The 22432-nt window shown below is 60.7% G+C and carries 26 protein-coding genes; 7 read left to right on the forward strand and 19 right to left on the reverse strand.

Features of this window, described 5'->3' with window-relative positions; all coding sequences use genetic code 11:
* Window positions 1–5 precede the first annotated feature (5 nt).
* Together AC1DYF_RS19655 and AC1DYF_RS19660 are read right to left on the reverse strand one after the other, a co-directional pair.
* The gene (locus AC1DYF_RS19655) at window positions 6–611 is read right to left on the reverse strand and encodes a uracil-DNA glycosylase family protein (RefSeq protein ID WP_477878443.1); all 606 of its coding nucleotides are present in this window, start codon (window positions 609–611) and stop codon (window positions 6–8) included.
* The gene (locus AC1DYF_RS19660; protein ID WP_477878444.1) at window positions 608–1165 is read right to left on the reverse strand and encodes a thermonuclease family protein; all 558 of its coding nucleotides are present in this window, start codon (window positions 1163–1165) and stop codon (window positions 608–610) included. The genes AC1DYF_RS19655 and AC1DYF_RS19660 overlap by 4 nt, the downstream gene beginning before the upstream one ends.
* Before the next feature lie 137 nt (window positions 1166–1302).
* On the opposite strand from AC1DYF_RS19660, the gene AC1DYF_RS19665 reads away from it, so the two are divergent.
* The 3 genes from AC1DYF_RS19665 (at window position 1303) to AC1DYF_RS19675 (ending at window position 3691) form a co-directional block, all read left to right on the forward strand.
* A complete protein-coding gene (locus tag AC1DYF_RS19665) occupies window positions 1303–2835 on the forward strand; it encodes a sensor histidine kinase (RefSeq protein WP_477878445.1) in 1533 nt (510 codons plus the stop codon).
* Window positions 2836–3061: 226 nt separating this feature from the next.
* Window positions 3062–3322, forward strand: a complete 261-nt coding sequence (locus tag AC1DYF_RS19670; RefSeq protein WP_477878446.1) for a CopG family ribbon-helix-helix protein — start codon at window positions 3062–3064, stop codon at window positions 3320–3322.
* A gap of 117 nt (window positions 3323–3439) precedes the next feature.
* Window positions 3440–3691 carry a type II toxin-antitoxin system RelE/ParE family toxin gene (locus AC1DYF_RS19675; RefSeq protein ID WP_477878447.1) on the forward strand — a complete coding sequence of 84 codons (252 nt, stop codon included), beginning with the start codon at window positions 3440–3442 and terminating at the stop codon, window positions 3689–3691.
* Window positions 3692–3738: 47 nt separating this feature from the next.
* Here AC1DYF_RS19675 and AC1DYF_RS19680 read toward each other — a convergent pair whose 3' ends face one another.
* Window positions 3739–4104 carry a diacylglycerol kinase gene (locus tag AC1DYF_RS19680; RefSeq protein WP_477878448.1) on the reverse strand — a complete coding sequence of 122 codons (366 nt, stop codon included), beginning with the start codon at window positions 4102–4104 and terminating at the stop codon, window positions 3739–3741.
* 93 nt (window positions 4105–4197) lie between these two features.
* Window positions 4198–5214, reverse strand: a complete 1017-nt coding sequence (gene cobT, locus AC1DYF_RS19685; protein ID WP_477878449.1) for a nicotinate-nucleotide--dimethylbenzimidazole phosphoribosyltransferase — start codon at window positions 5212–5214, stop codon at window positions 4198–4200.
* A 111-nt stretch (window positions 5215–5325) separates the two neighbouring features.
* On the opposite strand from cobT, the gene AC1DYF_RS19690 reads away from it, so the two are divergent.
* From AC1DYF_RS19690 to AC1DYF_RS19700, 3 genes are read left to right on the forward strand one after another with little or no spacing between them, the layout of a single operon-like run.
* Window positions 5326–6108 (forward strand): adenosylcobinamide-GDP ribazoletransferase, encoded by a 783-nt coding sequence (locus tag AC1DYF_RS19690; protein WP_477878450.1) that lies wholly within the window; start codon window positions 5326–5328, stop codon window positions 6106–6108.
* A 38-nt stretch (window positions 6109–6146) separates the two neighbouring features.
* Window positions 6147–6365, forward strand: coding sequence for a DUF1289 domain-containing protein (locus tag AC1DYF_RS19695; protein ID WP_477878451.1), 219 nt, complete (start codon window positions 6147–6149; stop codon window positions 6363–6365).
* The gene (locus tag AC1DYF_RS19700; RefSeq protein ID WP_477878452.1) at window positions 6365–7066 is read left to right on the forward strand and encodes a retropepsin-like aspartic protease family protein; all 702 of its coding nucleotides are present in this window, start codon (window positions 6365–6367) and stop codon (window positions 7064–7066) included. The genes AC1DYF_RS19695 and AC1DYF_RS19700 overlap by 1 nt, the downstream gene beginning before the upstream one ends.
* A gap of 27 nt (window positions 7067–7093) precedes the next feature.
* On the opposite strand, the gene AC1DYF_RS19705 is transcribed toward AC1DYF_RS19700, so the two are convergent.
* From AC1DYF_RS19705 to yajC, 6 genes are all read right to left on the reverse strand, one after another.
* Entirely contained in the window at window positions 7094–7348 is a 255-nt protein-coding gene (locus AC1DYF_RS19705; protein ID WP_477878453.1) for a hypothetical protein, read from the reverse strand.
* Window positions 7349–7454: 106 nt separating this feature from the next.
* Window positions 7455–8771 (reverse strand): extensin-like domain-containing protein, encoded by a 1317-nt coding sequence (locus tag AC1DYF_RS19710; RefSeq protein WP_477878454.1) that lies wholly within the window; start codon window positions 8769–8771, stop codon window positions 7455–7457.
* 82 nt (window positions 8772–8853) lie between these two features.
* Window positions 8854–9711: a phytoene/squalene synthase family protein gene (locus AC1DYF_RS19715; protein WP_477878455.1), complete on the reverse strand. Its 858-nt coding sequence runs from the start codon at window positions 9709–9711 to the stop codon at window positions 8854–8856.
* A 2-nt stretch (window positions 9712–9713) separates the two neighbouring features.
* The gene (locus AC1DYF_RS19720; protein WP_477878456.1) at window positions 9714–10106 is read right to left on the reverse strand and encodes an Mth938-like domain-containing protein; all 393 of its coding nucleotides are present in this window, start codon (window positions 10104–10106) and stop codon (window positions 9714–9716) included.
* Window positions 10107–10163: 57 nt separating this feature from the next.
* Window positions 10164–12728, reverse strand: a complete 2565-nt coding sequence (secDF, locus tag AC1DYF_RS19725) for a protein translocase subunit SecDF (protein ID WP_477878457.1) — start codon at window positions 12726–12728, stop codon at window positions 10164–10166.
* A 76-nt stretch (window positions 12729–12804) separates the two neighbouring features.
* Entirely contained in the window at window positions 12805–13164 is a 360-nt protein-coding gene (gene yajC / locus AC1DYF_RS19730) for a preprotein translocase subunit YajC (RefSeq protein ID WP_477878458.1), read from the reverse strand.
* A gap of 201 nt (window positions 13165–13365) precedes the next feature.
* On the opposite strand from yajC, the gene AC1DYF_RS19735 reads away from it, so the two are divergent.
* Complete coding sequence (locus AC1DYF_RS19735; RefSeq protein ID WP_477878459.1) at window positions 13366–14229, forward strand: ATP-binding protein; 864 nt, start codon at window positions 13366–13368, stop codon at window positions 14227–14229.
* A 66-nt stretch (window positions 14230–14295) separates the two neighbouring features.
* On the opposite strand, the gene AC1DYF_RS19740 is transcribed toward AC1DYF_RS19735, so the two are convergent.
* From AC1DYF_RS19740 to AC1DYF_RS19780, 9 genes are all read right to left on the reverse strand, one after another.
* Complete coding sequence (locus AC1DYF_RS19740) at window positions 14296–15675, reverse strand: peptidoglycan DD-metalloendopeptidase family protein (protein ID WP_477878460.1); 1380 nt, start codon at window positions 15673–15675, stop codon at window positions 14296–14298.
* A 337-nt stretch (window positions 15676–16012) separates the two neighbouring features.
* A complete protein-coding gene (locus tag AC1DYF_RS19745; protein ID WP_477878461.1) occupies window positions 16013–16666 on the reverse strand; it encodes a protein-L-isoaspartate(D-aspartate) O-methyltransferase in 654 nt (217 codons plus the stop codon).
* On the reverse strand, window positions 16663–17436 hold the full coding sequence (gene surE / locus AC1DYF_RS19750) for a 5'/3'-nucleotidase SurE (RefSeq protein WP_477878462.1): 774 nt from the start codon (window positions 17434–17436) through the stop codon (window positions 16663–16665). Before surE ends, AC1DYF_RS19745 begins: the two co-directional genes overlap by 4 nt.
* Before the next feature lie 2 nt (window positions 17437–17438).
* The gene (gene serS, locus AC1DYF_RS19755; RefSeq protein ID WP_477878463.1) at window positions 17439–18722 is read right to left on the reverse strand and encodes a serine--tRNA ligase; all 1284 of its coding nucleotides are present in this window, start codon (window positions 18720–18722) and stop codon (window positions 17439–17441) included.
* A gap of 107 nt (window positions 18723–18829) precedes the next feature.
* Entirely contained in the window at window positions 18830–19630 is an 801-nt protein-coding gene (tatC, locus tag AC1DYF_RS19760) for a twin-arginine translocase subunit TatC (RefSeq protein WP_477878464.1), read from the reverse strand.
* Window positions 19627–20457: a Sec-independent protein translocase protein TatB gene (gene tatB / locus AC1DYF_RS19765; protein WP_477878465.1), complete on the reverse strand. Its 831-nt coding sequence runs from the start codon at window positions 20455–20457 to the stop codon at window positions 19627–19629. The genes tatC and tatB overlap by 4 nt, the downstream gene beginning before the upstream one ends.
* A 68-nt stretch (window positions 20458–20525) precedes the next feature.
* Window positions 20526–20720: a twin-arginine translocase TatA/TatE family subunit gene (locus AC1DYF_RS19770; RefSeq protein ID WP_477878466.1), complete on the reverse strand. Its 195-nt coding sequence runs from the start codon at window positions 20718–20720 to the stop codon at window positions 20526–20528.
* Between the two features lie 160 nt (window positions 20721–20880).
* A complete protein-coding gene (gene scpB, locus AC1DYF_RS19775; RefSeq protein WP_477878467.1) occupies window positions 20881–21603 on the reverse strand; it encodes an SMC-Scp complex subunit ScpB in 723 nt (240 codons plus the stop codon).
* A complete protein-coding gene (locus tag AC1DYF_RS19780; RefSeq protein ID WP_477878468.1) occupies window positions 21566–22426 on the reverse strand; it encodes a segregation and condensation protein A in 861 nt (286 codons plus the stop codon). Before AC1DYF_RS19780 ends, scpB begins: the two co-directional genes overlap by 38 nt.
* Window positions 22427–22432 lie beyond the last annotated feature (6 nt).

The following is a 22432-nucleotide window of genomic DNA, read 5'->3' on the forward strand; positions in this document are numbered from 1 at the left end:
CTATTTCAAGAAATCCACGAAGAAACCAAACGGCGGAGTTCTGGCAGCAGTTCAGTTTCGAACCATGGGTTCTTGCGGATCCAACCGGTATTGCGCCAGCTTGGATGCGGCAGCGGCAGCACGCCCCTTTCGAGATGGCGGCGCCAGTCGCGGACAGTTTCCGTCATCGAGCCGCCGGGCTTGAGCGCGAGATGCCAGGCCTGCGCATAGCCGCCGACGGCGAGCACCAGCTCGATCTGCGGCATGACGGCCACTGCACGAGCGCGCCAGAGTGGCGCGCACTCTTTGCGCGGCGGCAGGTCAGAGCCATGTGCATCATAGCCGGGAAAGCAGAAACCCATCCCCATGACGGCGAATTTGTCGGGATCGTAGAATTGCGTGCGGTCGACATTGAGCCATTGCCGCAGCCGGTCACCGGACGCATCGTTGAAGGGAATGCCGCTTTCATGCACGCGCAAGCCCGGCGCCTGGCCGGAGATCAGGATGCGTGCCGTGGTCGACAGCACTGCGACCGGCCGCGGCTCATGCGGCAGGGGTTTGCCAACCGGATTGTCGCGGCAGACACGGCAGGCCGCGATCTCCGCCTTCAGGTCATCGATCGCGTCGGTCAAGAGCCTGCGCCTCCGAATATCCAGTCAAGCAAGGGTAGCCGGTGCGGTTCATCCTCCTTCACCAAATGATGCGACCGGCGCCAATCGACCGGCCGGACGAAATACGTGGCCCAGACGCCGATATGTGCTTGCTTCGCCTCGGCCTCTTCGCGTTCATAATCCCCGAACGCCACGGCGAGACCGCGTCGGACCATTTGCCGGTTGATATCCATGCCGTCGGATATACAGGCGACGAGCAGCCGGCCATATTTATCCCTGCGGTCGCCTTTGCAGATCATAACGCCCCGATCGACCAATGTTTGCAGCATGGCCTTTGCCGCCTCTCCGCAGCGCCATGACGTGGCGTGAAGCATGCAGGTCTGGGTCAATTCCGGCGCGTCTATGCCTGTTAGCCTCAAGCGCCGATCGCCGAGTGCCAGACTGTCGCCGTCGACGACGCGATAATGCCCGCCGAGTGTTTCGACCGCGTCAGTCTTAACCTTCAAGGCGATAAGCGCGAGTAGAACGAGAAAACACACCGTAATAACAATATCGCGCAAGAGATTGATTTTCATTACGTAAATTTTCCGGACAAGACTGTCCCACGTGTCGAATCGAGACCACGCATGGCAAACAAATCCTTATCACGGAAGCATCTTCTTAAGGATTGCGCTTTATTCTCGCGGCGAAAGAGCCAGTTCCAGTCCGTATCATGAGTCAACGAGCCAGTTCGTCGCCCGACAAGATCATCGTCGATCGCTCCCGCACCTCCAGAAACCAGGCGGTGTCGCGGACGGTGAAGACGACGCGCGAGCGGCTGCAGATGAACAGCAATGCCGCCAGCAGTTTCGACAAGGACATGTTGCTGCTGCATCTGTCGTCGATACAATACTCGGCCTCGCTTGTGCCGCTGTTCGTGCTCCTGATCGGCGTGTTCGCCAATTATTTCTTCGATTCGGTCAATCTCTTCCCGTGGATGTTGGGGTCGCTGGCGCTGCATTCCACGAATATGGTGGTGATCCGGAGGGCGCAGAAAGCCGCGATCACCACGGAGAACGCGCGCAGCTGGCACTTGAAGCTGCTCGCCGGCCAGGTGCTCGCCGGCATCGGCTGGGGCTGGCTAGCGCTCATCGATTGCACCACATGCGGCACCGGCTTTTTCTATTTCAAGGGCGCAGTGCTGATCATTGCCATGTCGGCGACGTCGATGGCGCAGTTCATGCTGCGCGGCTCGACGCTGTATACGTTTCTGCCGGTCGTTGCGGCACTGGCGCTGGCTTCGGTTCTTGACCGCAATTCCCTCGACCTGGCGCTGACGGCGGTCTTCGCCATCACCATGGCGTTCTTTTCCTTCATCACCGACCGGCTTTACAGTTCCAATATCAAGCTGCTCTCCTTCCAGTCGGAAAAGGACGACTTGATCGCCGAGCTCGAAACGGCGAAATCGATGTCCGATGAGGCGCGCCGCCGCGCCGAGGAGGCCAATCTTGCCAAGTCGCGCTTCCTCGCCTCAATKTCGCATGAACTGCGGACACCGCTCAACGCCATCCTCGGCTTTTCCGAGGTGATGTCGACGGAAGTGCTCGGTCCGCTCAACAATCCGACCTACAAGGAATATGTCAACGACATCCACACATCGGGCCAGCACCTGCTCAACCTGATCAATGAGATCCTCGACCTCTCGCGCATCGAGGCCGGCCGCTACCAGTTGAACGAAGAAGCCGTGCAGCTCACGGATATCACCGAGGACTGCATCGGCATGATCCAGCTTCGGGCACGATCGAAGAGCATCAGCATCATCGACCAGTTCGAACCCGACATGCCCTCGGTCTGGGCCGATGAGAAGGCAATCCGCCAGGTGATCCTCAACCTTCTCTCCAACGCGGTAAAATTCACACCGCAGGGCGGCGAGATCGTCGTCAAGGCGGGTTGGACGGCGTCGGGCGGCCAATATGTGTCGATCAAGGACAACGGTCCCGGCATTCCCGAGGAAGAAATCCCTGTCGTGCTTTCCGCCTTCGGCCAGGGCTCGATCGCGATCAAGAGCGCCGAACAGGGAACCGGCCTCGGCCTGCCGATCGTGCAGGCGCTGCTGCACAAGCATGACGGCCAGTTCTACCTCAAATCCAAGCTGCGCGAAGGCACGGAATGCATAGCCATCCTGCCGGCCAAGCGCGTGCAGCAATCGCTGCCGGCTGTGGAAGACGCGCAAGCAGTGGATCGTCGGCGCAAGAGCTTTGCTTGAGGTGAAATCTGCGAATAGCACGCGGCCTATGTGGCCGATATCTGTTCGTGATTCGAAGCTGCTCTCCCTCAAGCGCGTCTAAGACTGAACAGCGCCTTAAAATTCAAGTCCTGTCAAACACTCGCCGCGATAACGCTGGTTTTCATCTCTTTCAGTGAGAGGGAGATGGGCTTGTTAGTGAGGCTATTTTGTCTTACATTGTCTTACGGATTGGTAGGAGAAGACGATGTCGAAAGCCAATATGTCGGAATCAGTTACCTTTCGAGTCCCTTCAGACGTCTTGTCGGATATCGAAACCATCGCGGAAGCGACGGAGCGTTCCAGAAGTTACATCATTGTCCGCGCACTCAGAACATATCTTCTAAATGAGGGCTCCGATCTTCTTTCGGCGATCAAAGGGCGTGAGCAGATTGCATCAGGCGAGTATGAAGACATAGATGATGTCTTCGCCGACATGGATCGGATCACTGCTGGGAAGGTTGCGTGATCAGGGTTAGGCTTTCGGCTGCCGCGGCGAATTTTGTCCGGCACGAAACCGAATATCTGCGGCTGCGCAACCCGGCTGCAGCGAGAAAACTCTCGCTGGCGATAGAATGCCAGACGCATGCTGCAAAGCTTTCCGCAGGCGGGAAACTGCATGCACGGTCTGCGGATCAAGGGCGCCCTGACTTTTGTGATCGGCGACTATCTTCTCGACTATGTCTATGATGGTTCGAATGTGGACGTTGTCGCAATCCGACATGAACGGATGTCGATGGGAACTCCCGACATCGATAGCGAGCTTGATGAGGTCACCGAAAACGCCCAATCGTCTGTTAAAATGCTGAAGAATCCAGAAAAACCGTCGAGCTATTGACGGCTTAGTGTGAAACGCTCCGGAACTGACGCCTTGGCCGAAAGGTGCTAATGGAACGCCACCCAGAGCATGAAAAGCCCTGCGGCAACCAGCGCACAGAATACCCCGAACGACCCCAGATCCTTGGCATGCTTGCCGGTCTGTGAAACTTCCGGCGATACCCGGTCGACCAGTTCCTCGATTGCCGTGTTGAGTGCTTCGAAACCGAAGATCATCAGGAAGAGGATAGTCAGCACCAGGTATTCGAGCGCCGTTGCATGGACGAAATAGAAGAGGATCATGCCGGCGAGGTAGAAGATGATCTCGTGACGGAAGGCGGACTCGTTCATCGCCCGCCAGAAGCCGGCCCAGGAATAGCTTGCTGCCGCCGTCAGATGCGCCAGGCCTCTCTTCTTGCTTAGCGGCTCTTCCATGGTTTTCGCCCCGAGTCAGACACTCGGGCATCCATCTGGCATATCCGCTAAGGCTTTGCAAACTTTGCGAGAATTATGACAGACGGATGACAATCAGTCCTTGTTGGAGACGCCTGCGCTTTCGAACGTCGCCATGCCGGAATGGCAGGCGGCGGCGGCCTTGACGATGCCCGCAGCGAGCGCCGCGCCGGTCCCCTCGCCCAGCCGCATGCCGAGCGCCAGAAGCGGCGTCTTGCCGAGCTTGTCGATAGCCTTCATATGCGCAGGCTCGGCCGAGACATGGCCGATCAGGCAATGATCGAGCGCCGAAGGATTGGCGGCGCGCAGGATGGCCGCAGCCGAAGTGGCGACATACCCGTCGATAATGACGGGGATGCGCTCCATGCGAGCGGCGAGAATAGCGCCGGCCATGGCGGCAATCTCGCGGCCACCGAGGCGACGCAGGACTTCGAGCGGATCGGCGAGATGGTCGCGGTGCAGTGTCACCGCCTTCTCGACCGCGGCAATCTTGCGCTTCAGGAGTTCGCCTTCGGAACCGGTGCCGGGGCCGACCCATTCCTCCGCCGTGCCGCCATAGAGCGCCAGGTTGATCGCGGCGGCGATGGTGGTGTTGCCGATGCCCATTTCACCGATGCAAAGCAGGTCCGTGCCGCCGGCGATCGATTCCATGCCGAAGGCCATGGTGGCGGCGCAGTCGCGTTCCGATAATGCCGCTTCCTCAGTGATGTCGCCGGTCGGATAGTCGAGCGCCAGGTCGAAGACTTTCAGGCCGAGATCGTAGGTGGCGCAGATCTGGTTGATCGCGGCGCCGCCGCCCGAGAAATTGGCGACCATCTGCTTGGTGACTTCGGACGGATAGGGCGTGATCTTCTGGCGGGTGACGCCGTGATTGCCGGCGAAGATCGCCACCAGCGGCCGATTGATGGCCGGCTTGCGGCCGGTCCAGGCAGCGAGCCAGAAGGCAATCTCTTCCATCCGGCCGAGCGCACCCGGCGGCTTGGTGAGTTGCTTGTCGCGCTCGCGGGCATCGATCAGCGCCTCGGTCACCGGGCCAGGCAGATTGGCGATGAGGTTGCGGAAGTCGTCGAATGGAAGGCCGCTGACGCTCATGCCCTATACTCCTGAATGAAACTCTTTTCCTAAGTTCGGCGAGCCCCTAATATCGGCTGACTCGCACGGGGGCAACTCTCAAACACGTCCTGGCGCGACGCGGGCAGGTGGATGAATTTCAGCGATTTTCAGATTGATGTTGTCCGGTCGCTTGGCTTTCTGAGCCGGCTGCCGGTGCCGGGACGTTTTTTCAATGGCTATGGCGGCAGCATGTCGCGCACGGTGCAGGCCTTTCCGGCCGCAGGCGCGCTGATCATGCTGCCGCCGGCGGCGATTTTCGCGATCCTGCTGGCCTTCCATCTCGAGCCTCCCGTGGCGGCCATCGTTGCGCTGATCGCGCTCACGCTGATCACCGGGGCGCTGCACGAGGATGGGCTGAGCGACACCGCCGATGGTGTGGGCGGCGGACGCGATCGGGAGAAGGCGCTGGCGATCATGCGCGACAGCCGCATCGGCTCCTATGGTGCCTCGGCGCTGATCCTCTCCTACGGGCTGCGTGCCGCAGCCATGGCTGCGATCGGCGCTTCGCTCTCGCCCACGCGGGCGGCGCTCGTATTGATCGCCGCCGCCGGCATCAGCCGTGCGGCCATGGTCTGGCACTGGTCGTCGCTGACGCCGGCGCGGCACGATGGTGTCGCCGCTTCCGCCGGATCGCCGGAGGCCGGTTCGACCAATGTCGCACTCATCTCGGCGGCGGTCTGCGCGGTCGTGCTGATCTGGCCGACGGCTGGATTTGGCGCGACCCTCCTGTCGATCGCCGCAAGCGGACTGGCAACCATGGCCCTGACACGTTATATCCAGACCAGGATCGGCGGCCACACGGGTGACACGATCGGCGCGTCACAGCAATGCGCGGAGATGGCAGCGCTTGCCGCCCTTGCCCTGTGCAGCTGAAGCGCCAGACAAGAACGAAACAAGCGGATCGGAATCCTATGGAATCGCCCTGCATCCTCGTCTGTTCGATCGACGACAAGACCGGCTACTGTTTCGGCTGCGGCCGCACGCGCGAGGAGATCGGCGCCTGGACAAGCTATAGCAGCGAGCAACGCCTGCAGATCATGGCAGGCCTGCCGGCCCGGCTCGAAACCGTGGAGCGCCGGCCGCGGCGCGAAACGCGGCGCAGCCGTATCGCGCGCGGGGAGAACGCCTGATGCCGCAGCGGGTGCTTCTGGGTATTATCATCACACTGGCAGCGCTGGTGGCCTTCCTGTGGTTTTCGTCCGGCAGCAGCGGGCAACAACTCGATGGCGATGACGCCGGCCGATTCATCTACTATGCCATGTTCGCAGCTTTGGTGGGTTCGGGGATATTGGCAAGGCGCAGCCTTGGTCAGACCGCACGCCAACTCGGGCTTTGGGCGCTCATCATTCTGGCGCTCGTGACCGTCTATGTCTATCGCGGCGATCTGCAGCAGGTGGCGTCGCGCGTCACCGCCGGCCTGATCCCCGGGCGGCCGCTGTCAATGGTCGACGAAAACGGCTTCAACAGCGTGGTTCTCTTCAAGGGTGAATCGGGTCACTATGTCGCCGACACGATGGTCGACGGCTCGCCGGTCCGCATGATGGTCGATACCGGAGCGACGACCGTGGTGCTCACCTACGAGGATGCCGAGCGCGCCGGACTCAATCCGCAACAGCTCAACTTCTCATCGGTGGTGATGACCGCGAACGGCCCGGCGCAAAGCGCCTATGTGACCCTGCCGCGTCTCTCGGTCGGTGGCATCGAGCGCACCAATATCCAGGCGGGCGTCGCCGGCCGGGGCAAGCTCGACACGAGCCTGCTGGGGATGAATTTCCTCAATACGCTGAGCACTTTCTCGTTCAGCGGTGATGAACTCAAACTCAGGGATTGAGGCCTCTGGAATTGAGGCCTCTGGGCTTCATGCCCAGCGGCCATCGACATTGCAGCCCGTCGGCGGGATCGGGAGGTTGCCGAAGCGCTTCTGCAGCATGCCGCATCCCAGCCGATTGATCGGCCCGGGCATGACCGAATTGAGGCTGGCGCCGAACGCATCATAGGGGCTCTCGGCAAAGGCAACGTAGCTATACCACTTGCCACCGAGGAGAAGCATGATCGATGCGAGGATCGCCGCGCGGATCAAGGTGGCTCTTTTGGGACTGGGTTGTTTGGTCATGACAGGCGTATTCCACTGATGTCATGACTATAACGCTCCGGAATTAAGAACTATTCAGGCAGAACTGAACAAATTTATACGCTTGCGGCAGAAATGTGGCAGCGCGCTACAGACTGCAATACCGCCGCCCCGACTTGCGATAGCGCAGGTCGAAATGGAAATGATTGCCGTGATAAGCATCGCCCGGGCCGAGCACTGTATTGAAATACTTGCAGGAGTCGGCGCGCACTGTGTTCAGTAGGCCCTTTTCACGAAATTCGAAGAAGCCTTTCTTGGCAACGTCGATTTCCTTGCCGCTATTCAGGATGAACCCGCCGACGTCGAGCGCGTTGCCTTTGGCGTGCTCGGACCAGGGGTTGCGCGACAGCGAATCCATCCGTCGGCAGGAATAGGACGACAGCTGGTGGATCGTCTTGATGCCGGAGAAATAGCGATAACGTGCTTCCGGCACCAGTTCGTTCTTGACGAATTTGGCGAAGACGCGGGTCATCGAGCAATTGAGCTTCGCCGCCGGATAGAGCCGGATGCCGCCGGCGAAGCCGGAGACTTCGATCGGATGCGGAATGCCGCACGTCGGCCCTTGATAGATGGGCGGCAGTTCGCGATAGCGTACGCCCATGCGTTCGAGATCGCTGCGGCAGGCACGATCGGCCGCGGTCAGGCCGCCATAGGATTCCGGCACTTCTGACGGATCGTCAAAGCGCGGCAAGAAGGCGACCTTGGTCTCGTTCTGCGGCTGGCGACGCTTTTCCGGCAGCGTGATCTCATCAGCCGTCGAAGCCTGGTCGAAGGGGACGGCCTTTTCAGCAGGCTTGGATTTGTGCTGCACCTCGACTGGCGTGTCGGTCCCGATGCCATCGACCACCGGCTCGTCGGTATTGCCTTCGGCGATGTCGATATTTTCCTCTTGGGCGAGGCTCGTTGGGTCCTCGACGCCGAGGGTGGAATCCATGTTGACGCCGTCATCCGGGATCTGGCTCTGCTTGGCGACTTGCTGGTCTGCATTGTCCAATTGATCCGGCGAGGCCAGGGCCTCCATTCCGGGCTGTGGATCTTCGTCTATCTTCGGCAACCGCTTTTTCGGCGCTACGGCATCCGGCTGGCTATCGTCGTTCGACGCATCGATCGTATTGGAGGGATCGACATTGTCCGCCGTGTCGGCCTGTTGATGAGGCCGGCGTCCCTGGCCGGCAAGATTGGGCGTGTTGAGATAGTCGGCGCTTTCGGCGGCACGGCTGGTCGGGTCACTCGGTGCCGCGTAGTTCGTGTCCTCGACCTTGTGACGTGGCGTGATGGCAGAGACGGTGGTGTTGTCGTCGACATCCTCGGGCGGCACCAGATCGCCGGAACAGGCCGACAATGCCAGAGTGAGGGCCAGAGGCAGGCAGGCCCGCCGGACATTCTTGGAAAACGCAAAACTCATGGCCAAATCCACCGGCATTCCGGTTCAATTAGACCATGGTAATAAGAAAATGGTTACCGAAGGCTAAAGCTCACGCTACGAATCAGAACAGGTGTTTTCGTGAGGCGCGCCAGAGGCGCCATTGCCGGAGGAGCTGCGACGGCTGCAACGACTGCGTAAGTGCCGCTGCACCGGCCCTTTCGGCGCGATCAAAAACGGTCTCGGCCAATGCTATAGAAAGAAAGGCTCCGCTTACGCTCCGGCTGGAGCCAGGCATGGCGGCGCGCGCCTTGCGCAAGTGATCGCGGCCGAAGCCGATGAAGGCGGAAAGCGCAGCGCCGATCTGTGCTTTGTCTTCGCCCTTCAGGAAAGAGTCTGCGTTGAGGCCCGTCGCGGCGAGGATATCACCGGGAATGTAGACTTGATGCCGGCTGCGATGCATGGGCAGCAGCAAAAGGCAGCCGGCGACGAGCTGAGCAATGCCGGCATGACCTGCTGCATCCGCTGCTTTCTGTGCATTCTCCGGATCGAGGATCATCGCGGTCAGCTGGATCAGCGTCGAGGCCGTCTCACCGGCATAGCCTTCGAACATGGTGGTGGAGGCCATCGGATCATCGTAGAGATCGAAGATGCGGGCTTCGGTCATGGCGGCCAGCGGCGCGCGCGGCAGGCGTCGCTCGTCGATCGCCTGCATCAGACCCGCGGCCAGCGGATTGGCGAGGCTCTCGCCCCGGCCTTGGCCTTCGACAAGATCGCGCCACCATTGCAATCGGATCTCGCCCGGCAGCGGTTCATGAACGACATCGCGGATACGAGCGAGCTCGGCATTGAAGGCATAAAGCGCGGCGACCGGGCCGCGCTTGTCCTCAGGCATCAGCAGGCAAGCGAGATAGCGGTCGAAATCGGTGCTGCGCAATGTGGCGAGGCAGGCCTCGTAAGCCCCGGTTTCGCCGAGCGGCATGGTCAGCCTTCCACGGCAATCAGCGCGGCAGCAACGGCACGCTGTTCGGCGAGAAGGACGTTATAGGTGCGGACTGCAGCACCCGTCGACATGGGGTCGGCGGAAATGCCGGCTTCTTTCAGCGCGGCGCGCAGGTCCTTGCCAAGCGGCCTGAGCATATTGCCGGTGCCGACCAGCAGCACTTCGATATCCGCCGCGTCGGCAAACACTTTTCCGAGATTGTCGACATCGAGCGGCATGCCCTCTTCCACCGGCCAGCCGTAGATGCCGGACGGCAGGCAGAGGATCGAGCCGCGGTGACTCATATCGGCAAAGCGGAACCCGCCATTGCCATAAGCGTCGATCGGCGCACGGCCGGGAAAGTGCTGCTCGCGGATGACGATGCCTTTTTTCACCGGCTCACTCTTTCTGTTCTGCCAATGTCGTCATTTCAGAGCAGCCTCGGCAAGGCTTTAGGCAGCCGGGCTCTGGACCTCGGGAACGTTCGCGCCCTTTTCTTGCCTGTCCTTGTCGAACGTGTCGGGACGCAGCTTGAAGAGGATCAGGACCGGGGCGGCGATATAGATCGATGAGAAGGTACCAACCACAACACCGAACAACATCGCAACGGTGAAGCCGCGGATGACATCGCCGCCGAACAGTACCAGCGCCAGGATAGCGATCGTTGTCGTCATCGAGGTGAGGATGGTACGCGACAGCGTCGAATTGATCGAGGTGTCGATCAACAGCGGCAGCGGCATCTTCTTGTAGCGCCTGAGATTCTCACGCATTCGGTCATAGACGACGACCGTGTCGTTGAGTGAGTAACCGATGATGGTCAGCACCGCCGCGATACTAGTTATGTCGAACTCCACCCTGGTGAAGACGAAGAAGCCGACGGTCAGCAACAGATCGTGCAGGGTAGCGACGATGGCGCCGACAGCGAACTGCCATTCGAACCGGAACCAGATCCAGACCATGATCGCCAGGAGCGAAAGGCCGACGCCGTAGAGACCTTTCATTGCCAGTTCGCCGGAGACCGACGGGCCAACGGTTTCCTTGCGGCGGGATTCGTAGTCCTTCGACAATTCATTCAACACTTTGGTCGCAGCCGACTGGTCAGCGTTGTCGCCGCCACCCTGCTGCGTTTGAACACGGATGGAGACGTTGCTCGGATCGCCAAAGCCCTGGACCTGGACGCCGGGAACGTTCAGTTGGTTGAGTCGCTGGCGGATATCACTGAGATCGGCAACGCCGTTCTTGGCCTTCATTTCGATGATCGAACCGCCGGTGAAGTCAATGCCGAGGTTGAGCCCGATCGTCGCGAAGCCGATCACCGAGGCGATGGCCAGCGCCGCAGATCCGGCGAAGGTGATGTTCTTCAACCGCATGAACTTGATCTGGGCGAAATCGAAGAAAGCGGTGCGCACGCCTTTCGGCAGCGTTTTCGGCCGCGTGCGGCGCAGCCAGATCGAAATCAGCAGCCGCGATATGGTGTAGGCGGTGAAAACCGTGGTGATGATACCGATGCAGAGCGTGATGGCAAATCCGCGCACCGGCCCCGACCCCATAAAGAACAGAATGGCGGCCGCAATGAAATGCGTGATATTGGCGTCGATAATGGTGCCAAAAGCCTTCTGGAAGCCCGCCTGCATCGCCTGGACGATCGGTCGGCCCTGTTTGACCTCTTCACGGAAGCGTTCGTAGAACAGCACGTTGGAGTCGACCGTCTGGCCGATCGTCAGCACGATACCGGCAATGCCCGGCAGTGTCAGCGTCGCCCCCAGCAGCGACAGGATCGCGAATATCATCGCGACGTTGATGATCATGGCGATATTGGCGATCATCCCGAGCGTGCCGTAGAAGAAAGCCATAAAGCAGATGACTGCGATCAGGCCGACGAGCGAAGCGATGAAGCCCGCATGGATGGAGTCGGCGCCAAGGCCCGGGCCGACCGTGCGCTCCTCGACCACCGTCAGTGTCGCCGGCAACGCGCCGGCGCGCAGCAACACCGCGAGATCATTGGCCGACTGCACTGTGAAATGGCCCGAAATCTGGCCCGAGCCGCCGATGATCGGCTCGTTGATGTTGGGCGCGGTGATCACCGCATTGTCGAGCACGACAGCAAAAGGTTCGCCGACATGTTCCTGGGTGATGCGGGCGAATTTCTGCGCGCCGGTCGAATCGAACCTGAAGGTTACGATCGGCTCGTTGTTCTGCTGATTGAAACCGGGCTGCGAGTCGACCAGGTTTTCGCCGGTCAGCATGGCACGCTTCTGGATGAGATAGGGCACCGGCGGATCGTCGTTGGAATAAACGATTTCGGAATTGGCCGGCGGACGTGACCGAAGCGCATCCTGCGGCGACATCGTCAGGTCGACGAGGTGGAATGTCAGCTTGGCGGTCTTGTTGAGGATCGCCTTCAGGCGCTGCGGATCCTGCAGGCCCGGCACCTGGACAACGATGCGATCGGTGCCCTGCCGCTGGATAAGCGGCTCGGTCGTGCCGAGTTCGTCGATGCGGCGGCGGACGACTTCAATCGACTGCGCCACAGCGGACTGGACGCGGTAGTTGATGCCCTGGTCGCTCAGCCCGATAGTGAAGACACCATCATCGGTGTTGGTCAGCGTCGCTTCCTGGATCGTGCCGCCGGTAAAACCACCGATGGGCGTCAACTGGGTGACGTCTTTGAGCGCAGTCTTGGCGGCCGGGACCTGGCCGGCATCACGCAGCTTAAAGGTGATCTTCTGGCCGTTGGCCACAAGGCTGGTGTAACCGACATTGGCCTTGCGTAGATTGCCGCGGACATCGTCGAGCGTCGTGTCGACGCGTTCCTTGATGATGTCGCCACGCTCAAGCTTGAGCATGATATAGGAGCCGCCCTGCAGGTCGAGGCCGAGCGTCATCGTGCTATGCGGAACCCATGACGGCAGCTTGGCGAGCAGGTCCTTCGGCACGAAATTCGGGGCGGCAAACAGGATGCTGAATGCCGTTGCCAGCCAAATCAGGATTGAGGTCCAGCGCGAAAAATGAAGCATGGGGTTCTCGATGCGTTTTCTACGACGTCTTGATTATAGACCTGCAGGCACCGGATGGCTGCAGGAATCGGCGGCCTCAGGGCTTGTTGGCGGCCTGCGGCTCCTTGACCGGCTCGCCGCGCACGCGCACTTCGGCGACCATGGACCGGACGGCGCGGACCTTGACGCCATCAGCGATCTCGGCTTCGAGTTCATTGTCGTCGATGATTTTGGTCACCTTGCCGATCAGGCCGCCGCCCAGAACGACCTGGTCACCACGCTTGATGCCCTTGAGAATGTCCTCGCGCTTCTTCTGCTGCTGGCGCTGCGGCCGGAAGATCAGGAAATAGAACACCACGATCATCGGCAGGAAAAGAATGAGAATGTCTAATCCATTGCCAAATGGCGACGACGCGGCTGGCGTTGTCGACTGGGCGAAGGCTTCCGTGAAGAGCATCGGTTACTCCGGACAAACTGAACGATCGGGCTTTTCCGGCCCGGTTTATGGCCGCCGCAATATAGGAACATGCCCCTTCATTGCAACAGCGCATTCCAAATTTGCCATCGAAAACGGACGTTTTGACGCCCAACCGACCTTTCCGTCCAAAAGCCAGCCGTGCTAGCGGGCAGAACGAGGTCACAATCGGGAGAGATGATCGTGAGTGACGATATCCTGCAGGCCATATTGGCTGAAGTGAAACGTCTGGCCGACGCCGCCGAACGCATTGCCGGCCCTGCCCCGGAATCGATCCTCTGGGACGCGGCGGATTGCTTTGTCTGGAACCCGGAACGGCAGAGCCTGGCGCCGATCCGCCGTGTCAATCGCGTCGACCTGTCGTTGATCCGCGGCGTCGATCATGTGAAGTCGATTCTCCACGAAAATACCGAGCGCTTCGCCGAAGGCTTTGCCGCCAACAACGTGTTGCTCTGGGGCGCGCGCGGCATGGGCAAGAGCTCGCTGGTCAAGGCGATCCATGCGGCGATCAACGACGAGCACGGCACGGCGATGAAGCTGGTCGAGGTGCATCGCGAGGACATCGATACACTGCCGGTGCTGATGGATATCCTCAAGGCCGCCGACCACCGCATCATCCTGTTCTGCGACGACCTTTCCTTCGACCATGACGACACGTCCTACAAATCGCTCAAGGCGGCGCTGGACGGCGGCGTCGAGGGCCGGCCGGACAATGTCATCTTCTACGCCACCTCCAACCGGCGGCATCTGCTGCCACGCAACATGATCGAGAACGAGCAGTCGACGGCAATCAATCCGTCCGAGGCGGTCGAAGAAAAAGTGTCGCTATCGGACCGATTCGGCCTTTGGCTCGGTTTCCACAAATGCAGCCAGGAGGATTATCTGGCGATGGTCGATGGCTACGCGGACTATTTCAAGCTGACGATCGAGCCGGAAAAACTGCATTTCGAGGCGCTGGAATGGGCGACGACCCGTGGGTCACGGTCGGGTCGCGTGGCGTGGCAATATATCCAGGATCTGGCCGGACGGTTGAGGCAGCGGATCTAAAATCCAAGTCGCCAATAGATAAAGAGCCCGGGATCGCTCCCGGGCTCTTTACGTCTCCCCTACGCACTACTGGAGGAAAGTCATGGGGTTGACGGCTACTGCGTTCTGGCGGACTTCGAAGTGGACCTTCGGGCGCTTGGCGCCACCGCTCATGCCGGAGTCGGCAATCACTTCGCCGCGCGTGACCTTGTCACCGCGCTTGACGTTGAGGTTCTTGGCGTTGCCGTAGACGGTCACGGTGCCATCGTCGTGGCGGACCAGCACGGTATTGCCGAGATCTTTCAAGCCGCTGCCGGCATAGATGACGACGCCGTTCTCGGCCGACTTGATCGGCGTGCCCTCAGGAACCGAGATGTCGATGCCGGCATTGCGCACGCCGTCGACATTCTGACCATAGCCGGCGATGACTGCGCCGCGCACCGGCCAGCGGAACTTGCCGATACCCGTTTCGTCGGGCGCCTTCTCATTGTTGTCGGCCGTCTTCTGCACGTCCTCGACGCTCTTGTCGGCAACCGGAGGCGTGTAGGTCTTCGGCTTGTTGGCGTCGACCGCTTCCTTGATCTCCTTCTTCGTCGGGATCGAGGCGGTGACGGTGCTGGCGTCCGGGATCGTCAGCTTCTGGCCGACGCGAATGGACGCTTTGCCCATATGGTTGGCGCTCTTCAGCGCCTGGACACTGATCTTGTGGTGCTTGGCAATCGCGGCGAGCGAATCGCCTTCCTTGACCACGTAGAGGCCGTTGTCAGCCGCATCGTTACTCGCGAGCTTGGCTTCGGCGTTCTTGTCCTTGTCGCGGCTTGCGCTCTTGGGCAGGACGGCCTTGTCCTGCTCCGGCTCCTTGCCCGGCGTCGGAATCTTCTTTTTCTTGCCCTTCAGTTCAAGGGCCATCTCGTCCGATTCGGGCTTGGCCTTCAGTTCCACCTTGACCGAGGTCGGGATGATGATCGAACGACCGAATTTAAGATCGGCGCCGGTCTTGAACTTGTTGGCCTTGAGGATTTCAGCCTGCGGCACGTGATAGCGCACCGAGATTGCCGACAGCGTTTCGCCGCTCTTGATCTTGATGCGCGGCGAGCTGTCGCTCACGCGCCAGATCGACTTGACCGTGCCGGTCTTGATCGGATCGGCGTCGACATTGACCGAGAGCACGTGCTTGCCCGGCATCGGCTGGCTCAGCGCGACCTTTTCCTGCACCTTCACCTTGACAGAAGGCGTGGTGAGTTCGCTGCGCTCGATCCGGGCCGGCCTGACCGAAGCACGAACCGCCGTATCGGTGGTCGATGTGCTGATCGGATCATAAGACACATTGTTCTTGCCCGGATAGGGCTGATTGATCGCCGCATCGGCGCTTGGATCGTCGTTGCCGGCATCGGCAACGTTTTCCCGCGGGACGGGCAACTGGCCGTTGACGGCGTTGACCTTGTGAGGGATCGAGTTCGTCGTCATTTGATCTTGTTTCGAGGAGAAGATCCCATCGAAGCGAGTGACGTCCGAGCTACAACTTGACGCCGCACCTGCAAGCAGGAGCGCCGTCACGACACGGAGTGGAGAGAGATTGGACTTTACAATTTCGAAGCTACGCATGACAGCAACCCAGCAACGCCTGAACTTGTATTCATTAAAGCGCGTTAGTGTTACCGGCCGGTTAATGGCACACAATAAACTCATAATATGCTGAAAAATGATAACCTTAACGGGAAGTTACCGGAGATCGGCGAGAGCGGCGGCGATCTGCCGATATGCCTGCAGGCGCTGGCATGAGCCGTGTCCAGACCTATAGGAACTACAGAATCTGCGCCACTTGCGGCACGATCGGCTGGAACGGCGTATCAAACAATTCCTCGCGCTCGAAGCGGCTGCCGGATTTCGTCAGCTTGACCATGCGTGCCACGCCATCCTCGCTTATGACCGGCGCGATCATCACGCCGCCAGAAACCAATTGCTCGGCATAGACACGCGGCAAGGCGCTGAAAGCGGCGGTGACGAGGATGCGGTCGAAGGTGCCCTCACCGTGCAGGCCGGAACTGCCATCGGCCTGACGGACGACGACATTGCGCAACGACAGCTTGTCCATGCGCGCCTGGGCGAGCGTCACCAGTGTTTTGTAACGGTCGACAGTCAGCACGCGCTCGACCAGTCGTCCAAGCACAGCAGCGGTAAAGCCGGAACCGGTGCCGATTTCGAGCACACGATGGCTAGCCTTGAGCTTCATTGCATCAAGAATTGCCGCAGCAAGATCGGCGCCTTCGAGAATCGCGCCGCATTCAATCGGCAGGGTCCGCGATGTCCAGGCCTGGGCGAGGAATTCGGCCGGTACGAAAAAGTGCCGTGGCGTCTGCTCGATAGCGTTGAGCAGGTCGGCATTGACAACGCCTCGGGCACGCAGCCGGAGGCAGAGCGCCACAAAACCTTCCCTGCCGCCGCGCCCCTGGTTCATGCCGGCCCTTTCGTCACGGCCTGCTGGATACGGTCAAGCAGGCTATAGTCTGTAAGGTCGAGCTTGAGCGGCGTTACCGAGATTTTGCCTTCCTTGAGCGCGAAGATGTCTGTGCCCTCGCGGAAATCGCCCTTTCGGCTGTCGAATTTCAGCCAGTAATATGGCAGGCCTCGGCCGTCGCTGCGCTTTTCGACATTCATGCCGAAATCGAGCTTGCCCTGGGCGGTGACGGCAATACCCTGAACGTCCGACGGTTGGCAATTGGGGAAGTTGACATTCATGAAGGTCCAGTCGGGCATGTCGACGTCCAGCAGCTTCGTCAGAAGCTGCGGCGCATGGGCCTCGACGACGTTCCACGGCACATGCCGCTCGCCTTCGAGATAGTTCGCCGCCTGCGACAGTGCCAACGAGCGGATGCCCTGCAGCGTGCCCTCGATAGCGCCGGCGATCGTGCCGGAATAGGTGACGTCATCGGCCATATTGGCGCCGTTGTTGACGCCCGACAGGACGAGGTCGGGCTTCTTGTCGGTCATGATTTCCTTGACCGCCATGATGACGCAATCCGTCGGCGTGCCGCGCAGCGCATAGTGTTTTTCCGAGACCTGCCGCAAACGAAGCGGCTCAGACAAGGACAGCGAATGGGCCAGCCCGCTCTGGTCGGTTTCGGGCGCCACGATCCAGACATCGTCGGAAAGCGTGCGGGCAATCCGTTCGAGAACCGCGAGGCCCTCGGCATGGACGCCGTCATCGTTGGTCAGGAGGATGCGCATGATCAGGCGGCCTTCTCGATTTTTGTCATCCCTCCCATATAGGGGAGCAGAACATCCGGAATTGTGACCGAACCATCTTCGTTGAGATAATTTTCCAGCACAGCGATCAGCGCCCGGCCGACGGCCGTGCCCGAACCATTGAGCGTATGGACGAATTTGACGCCCTTTTCGGCGGGGTCGCGATAGCGCGCATTCATGCGGCGCGCCTGGAAATCGCCGCAGACGGAGCAGGACGAGATTTCGCGATAGGCGTTCTGGCCCGGCAGCCAGACCTCGATGTCATAGGTCTTCTGCGAACCAAAACCCATGTCGCCGGTGCAGAGCGTCATGGTGCGGAAATGCAGGCCAAGCCGCTTGAGCACGGTCTCGGCGCATTCGGTCATCCGCTCATGCTCGGCAATCGAGCTTTCGGCGTCGGTGATCGAGACCAGCTCGACCTTGTAGAACTGATGCTGGCGCAGCATGCCGCGCGTGTCGCGGCCGGCCGAACCGGCTTCCGAGCGGAAGCACGGGGTCAGCGCGGTGAGCCGCAGAGGCAGCTTGTCGCGATCGAGGATTTCCTCGCGCACGAGGTTGGTAAGCGGCACTTCTGCCGTCGGGATCAGCCAGCGACCGTCCGTGGTCCGGAACAAATCCTCGGCGAATTTCGGCAATTGGCCGGTGCCGAACATCGCATCATCGCGCACCATCAGCGGCGGCTGGACTTCGAGATAGCCGTGCTCCTGCGTGTGGATGTCGAGCATGAACTGGCCGATAGCACGCTCCAGCCGAGCGATCTGGCCCTTGAGCACAGTGAAGCGCGCGCCAGACAATTTGGCAGCACCTTCGAAATCCATCCAGCCGAGCGATTCGCCGATTTCGAAATGCTCCTTCGGCGGATGATTCCAGGTCGGCTTTTCGCCGCTCGTGCGCTTCACCACATTGTCGTGCTCATCCTTGCCGTCAGGGACATCGGCGAGCGGAATATTCGGAATGCGCGACAGGGCGTCGTTGAGTTCGGCGGTGAGCTGACGCTCTTCTTCCTCGGCGGCGGGCAAATCGACCTTGATCGCAGCCACTTCGGCCTTCAGTTTTTCGGCCAGCTCCATGTTTTTCTGGCCCATGGCAGCGCCAATTTCCTTCGAGGCGGCATTGCGGCGCGACTGCATCTCCTGCGCCTTCTGGGTGACGGCGCGGCGCTTCTCGTCGAGAGCGACCAGATGGGCGGCCTGGGGTTCGGCGCCGCGGCGCGCCAGCGCAGCATCGAGCGCTTCGGGATTGTCACGAATCCATTTGATATCGAGCATCGGAACACCATTGAACGGAGATGCGGGAATCCTGACGATTCCCGCTTTTGGAAGGTTTTGGCGCGAAGCCGGCCGAAACTCAAGCCGCAAACGCGCGAGCGATGATGTCAGGCAGAAGCCTGTTCTTCCGCCTCGCGTTGAGATCGGCCCTTTTCGATCATCCTGGCGGCGATGATGGCGATCTCGTAGAGCAGGATGGTCGGTATAGCGAGGCTGCATTGCGAGATCGGATCGGGCGGCGTCAACACCGCGGCGACAACGAAGGCGAGCACGATGGCATATTTGCGCTTGCTGGCGAGCGTCTTGGAGGTCAAGAGCTCAACACGGACGAGCAGCGACGTAACCACAGGCAGCTGGAAGACCAGACCGAAGGAGAAGATCAGCATCATGATCAGGTCGAGATATTCCGACACCTTCGGCATGAGCTGGATCGCCACCTGCCCTTCGCCGCCGCTCTGCTGCATCTTCAGGAAGAACCACATCACCATCGGCGTGAAGAAGAAATAAACCAGGCAGCCGCCAAGGATGAACAGCAGTGGCGAGGCGATCAGGAACGGCAGGAATGCAGCGCGTTCGTTCTTGTAGAGCCCGGGGGCAACGAATTTATAAATCTGCGAAGCGATGACCGGGAAAGCAACGACAAGCGCGCTGAACATCGCCACCTTGATCTGAGTGAAGAAGAATTCCTGCGGTGCCGTGTAGATGAGCTCGGCGTCCTCGACCTTCATCCCAGACCAGATCACGGCCGTGCGATAGGGGATGACGAGCAGATTGAACAGCGGCTTGCCGAAATAGAAGCAGACGACGAAAGCGGCAAAGAACGCCACCACCGCCCAGATCAGACGGCGGCGCAGCTCGATCAGATGCTCGAGCAGCGGCTGCGGCTTGTCTTGCAGTTCTTCGGTCATGCGTCACCCGTAGTATCGGTCTTCTTGCGGGCGGCAGTCCGTTTCGGCTTCGCGGCTTCGGCTGGGGCCAAGTCAGGCGCGAATTCCGTCACTGCGGGCTTCTTCCGGCTCGCCGGCTTCTTGGCAACGGCTTCCGCCTCGACAGCCGCAGCCGCCGCTTCCTTGGTGCGTACAGGCGCCTTCTTCGTCTTCGGCTCTGCCGGGGTCGAAACGACGGCGAGTTCGGAGACGGTCTTTTTCGGGCGCGCGGTCTTCGGCTTGGCGGCTGGCGTTTCGGCGACCGACGGCGTCGGCATTGCCGCGGCAGCGACGACCGGCGCAGGTTTGGCGTCAACCGGCTTGTCTCCCACCGCAGGCGCTGCCGCGACCGGCGGCACGGCCGGCGTCATCAATGGCGCATCGACCGTAGCGGCCGACGGCAGAACCGAACTCGCTTCACTCGAAACAGCGGCATTGGCAGCCTCTTCGGCAGCAAGCTCGCTCTCGGTCTTCATGAAAGGCGCGTTGTACGAGGTTTTGGCGTCGTCGGAGGCCTTTTGCAGGTCGGACTTGATATCCTGGCCAAGCTGGCGGATCGGGTTGATCGCGTCGCGCAACGTGTTGGTTGGATTGAGCTTGCTGACTTCGCTCAGACCGCTGCGGACATCATCAAGGTCTGCTTCGCGCAGCGCCTGGTCGAACTGTCCCTTGAATTCATTGGCCATCCCGCGCAACCGTGCGGCCATCCGGCCGAACGTGCGCAGCATGGGCGGCAGGTCCTTCGGACCTACGACGATAATCAGAACGAGCGCGATAACAAGAATCTCGCTCCAGCCGACGTCAAACATGTCGCACGCTTCCTGCAACCGTGCGCGGCACGCATCTCACGCGCCGACGCCCGGGCCGTAAATCCAGTTTATTTCACTTCGTCGACTTTATGTTCAACCGAAGGGGACTTCGCATCGGCCGTGTCATCCTCGGCCATGCCCTTCTTGAAGTTCTTGATGCCCTTGGCAACGTCGCCCATCAAGTCCGGAATCTTGCCGCGGCCGAAGAAGATCAGGACCACGGCCAGGACGATCAGCCAATGCCATACGCTTAAAGAACCCATGCTCAGATACTCCCAATTTCGCTCACGGACCTGATTTAGTCACTTATTGTGGCGATTTCAAACCTCAATGTGACGAGACCGTTAAAGGAAACGGCCACGGGTCGCAATGCTTTTGGTCAATTTGCCGGGATTTCTCCAAGGCCATGCTTAAAAGCGTGGATCACTCTTCCTCGCCGCCGCCCGGCATCAGTAGGCCGAGTTCCTCGATATCAAGCTGCGTGATCGGATCCTCGTCGGGCGCCAGAGCCTCTTCGTCGTGCGGCAAGGGCACCGAGAGGTTTGATGGAATTCGCCCGGAAAGCATGCCGGTCGCCTTGAGCTCTTCGAGGCCCGGCAGGTCGCGGATATCCTCCAGGCCGAAATGGTCGAGAAAATCGCGTGTCGTGCCGAAGGTGACGGGGCGACCGGGAGTCCGACGACGACCGCGGAATTTCACCCAACCGGCCTCCAGAAGAACGTCGAGCGTGCCCTTGTTGGTCGAGACGCCGCGGATATCCTCGATCTCGGCGCGCGTCGCAGGCTGATGGTAGGCAATGATCGACAGCACTTCCAGCGCGGCGCGGGAGAGCTTTTTCACCTCCTGCCCGTCCTGCCTGAGCGCGAAAGAGAGATCCGAGGCGGTGCGGAAGGCCCAATGACCTTCGACTCGCACCAGATTGACGCCGCGGGTGCGGTAGAGCAGGCGCAGTGCGGTGAGGATGGCCGTCAGGTCCGTGTCCGCCGGCAGCCGTTCGGCGAGATAATTCTCGGAAACCGGCTCGGCGGAGGCGAAAATCAATGCTTCGACGGTTCTGGCTTCGTGGGAATTGAGGATGGTGGCGAAGTCTGGGGCGGCATCCGGCGCATCAGTCAAGGCCGGCCTCCATGGCGGCAATGTCCTCATCGGTCACAGGATTGGCGCCGGTGCGCATATAGATCGGCGTGAAGGCGCCCTGCTGGCGGATTTCGACCCGCCCTTCCCGCACCAGTTCCAGCGTCGCGGCGAAGCTGCTGGCGACTGCCGTTGCCCGCTCYTCCGGATCGGTCATGTAACGCAGCAGGAAGTTATCGAGCGCCGTCCATTCGTCCAGCGCACCGACAAGGCGCGCCAGCATCAGCCGCGCCTCGGCCAGCGACCAGACGCGCCGGCGGGCAATCGTGACATTCGTCACCGCCTGGCGCTGCCGGAGGGAGCCGTAGGCGGACAGCAGGTCGATGAGATTGGCGTCATAGGCGGAGCGGCGTTCCTCGACGACAATTTCGGGCGCGCCTCGGGCGAAAAAATCACGTCCCAGCCGGTCGCGGTTGACAAGCCGATTTGCAGCCTCGCGGATCGCCTCCAGGCGCCTTAGGCGGAAGGCCAGCGTCGCCGCCATCTCCTCGCCAGAGGGGCCATCGTCGCGGGGCGGCGCCGGGATCAAAAGGCGCGACTTGAGGTAGGCGAGCCAGGCCGCCATGACGAGATAATCGGCGGCAAGTTCCAGCCTCAGCCGGCGGGCGCTTTCGATGAAGGCTAGATATTGCTCGGCAAGCGCCAGCACGGAAATACGGGCGAGATCGACTTTCTGGTTGCGGGCGAGATGCAACAGCAAGTCCAGCGGGCCTTCGAAGCCGCCGACATCGATCACCAGCGCTGGTTCGGCCTCGGTATTGACACGCTCCGGCGTCTCGCCCCACAGCCTTTCGAGCGGGGCGACAGGCGGGTTCTGGGAGCCGGTCGCCGCCATTGTCCG

The organism is Rhizobium sp. P2_G9 (assembly GCF_056403475.1).

Excerpts from the sequence above, each read along its gene's own strand:
- AC1DYF_RS19690 (WP_477878450.1), top strand. The coding sequence starts at position 5,326 with ATGAATTTCAGCGATTTTCAGATTGATGTTGTCCGGTCGCTTGGCTTT.
- AC1DYF_RS19705 (WP_477878453.1), bottom strand. The coding sequence starts at position 7,348 with ATGACCAAACAACCCAGTCCCAAAAGAGCCACCTTGATCCGCGCGGCG.
- secDF (WP_477878457.1), bottom strand. The coding sequence starts at position 12,728 with ATGCTTCATTTTTCGCGCTGGACCTCAATCCTGATTTGGCTGGCAACG.
- AC1DYF_RS19670 (WP_477878446.1), top strand. The coding sequence starts at position 3,062 with ATGTCGAAAGCCAATATGTCGGAATCAGTTACCTTTCGAGTCCCTTCA.
- yajC (WP_477878458.1), bottom strand. The coding sequence starts at position 13,164 with ATGCTCTTCACGGAAGCCTTCGCCCAGTCGACAACGCCAGCCGCGTCG.
- AC1DYF_RS19695 (WP_477878451.1), top strand. The coding sequence starts at position 6,147 with ATGGAATCGCCCTGCATCCTCGTCTGTTCGATCGACGACAAGACCGGC.
- cobT (WP_477878449.1), bottom strand. The coding sequence starts at position 5,214 with ATGAGCGTCAGCGGCCTTCCATTCGACGACTTCCGCAACCTCATCGCC.
- AC1DYF_RS19710 (WP_477878454.1), bottom strand. The coding sequence starts at position 8,771 with ATGAGTTTTGCGTTTTCCAAGAATGTCCGGCGGGCCTGCCTGCCTCTG.
- AC1DYF_RS19660 (WP_477878444.1), bottom strand. The coding sequence starts at position 1,165 with ATGAAAATCAATCTCTTGCGCGATATTGTTATTACGGTGTGTTTTCTC.
- AC1DYF_RS19675 (WP_477878447.1), top strand. The coding sequence starts at position 3,440 with ATGCTGCAAAGCTTTCCGCAGGCGGGAAACTGCATGCACGGTCTGCGG.
- scpB (WP_477878467.1), bottom strand. The coding sequence starts at position 21,603 with ATGAGGACATTGCCGCCATGGAGGCCGGCCTTGACTGATGCGCCGGAT.
- AC1DYF_RS19700 (WP_477878452.1), top strand. The coding sequence starts at position 6,365 with ATGCCGCAGCGGGTGCTTCTGGGTATTATCATCACACTGGCAGCGCTG.
- AC1DYF_RS19740 (WP_477878460.1), bottom strand. The coding sequence starts at position 15,675 with ATGACGACGAACTCGATCCCTCACAAGGTCAACGCCGTCAACGGCCAG.
- AC1DYF_RS19715 (WP_477878455.1), bottom strand. The coding sequence starts at position 9,711 with ATGCCGCTCGGCGAAACCGGGGCTTACGAGGCCTGCCTCGCCACATTG.
- AC1DYF_RS19745 (WP_477878461.1), bottom strand. The coding sequence starts at position 16,666 with ATGAACCAGGGGCGCGGCGGCAGGGAAGGTTTTGTGGCGCTCTGCCTC.
- tatC (WP_477878464.1), bottom strand. The coding sequence starts at position 19,630 with ATGACCGAAGAACTGCAAGACAAGCCGCAGCCGCTGCTCGAGCATCTG.
- surE (WP_477878462.1), bottom strand. The coding sequence starts at position 17,436 with ATGCGCATCCTCCTGACCAACGATGACGGCGTCCATGCCGAGGGCCTC.
- AC1DYF_RS19770 (WP_477878466.1), bottom strand. The coding sequence starts at position 20,720 with ATGGGTTCTTTAAGCGTATGGCATTGGCTGATCGTCCTGGCCGTGGTC.
- AC1DYF_RS19680 (WP_477878448.1), bottom strand. The coding sequence starts at position 4,104 with ATGGAAGAGCCGCTAAGCAAGAAGAGAGGCCTGGCGCATCTGACGGCG.
- serS (WP_477878463.1), bottom strand. The coding sequence starts at position 18,722 with ATGCTCGATATCAAATGGATTCGTGACAATCCCGAAGCGCTCGATGCT.
- tatB (WP_477878465.1), bottom strand. The coding sequence starts at position 20,457 with ATGTTTGACGTCGGCTGGAGCGAGATTCTTGTTATCGCGCTCGTTCTG.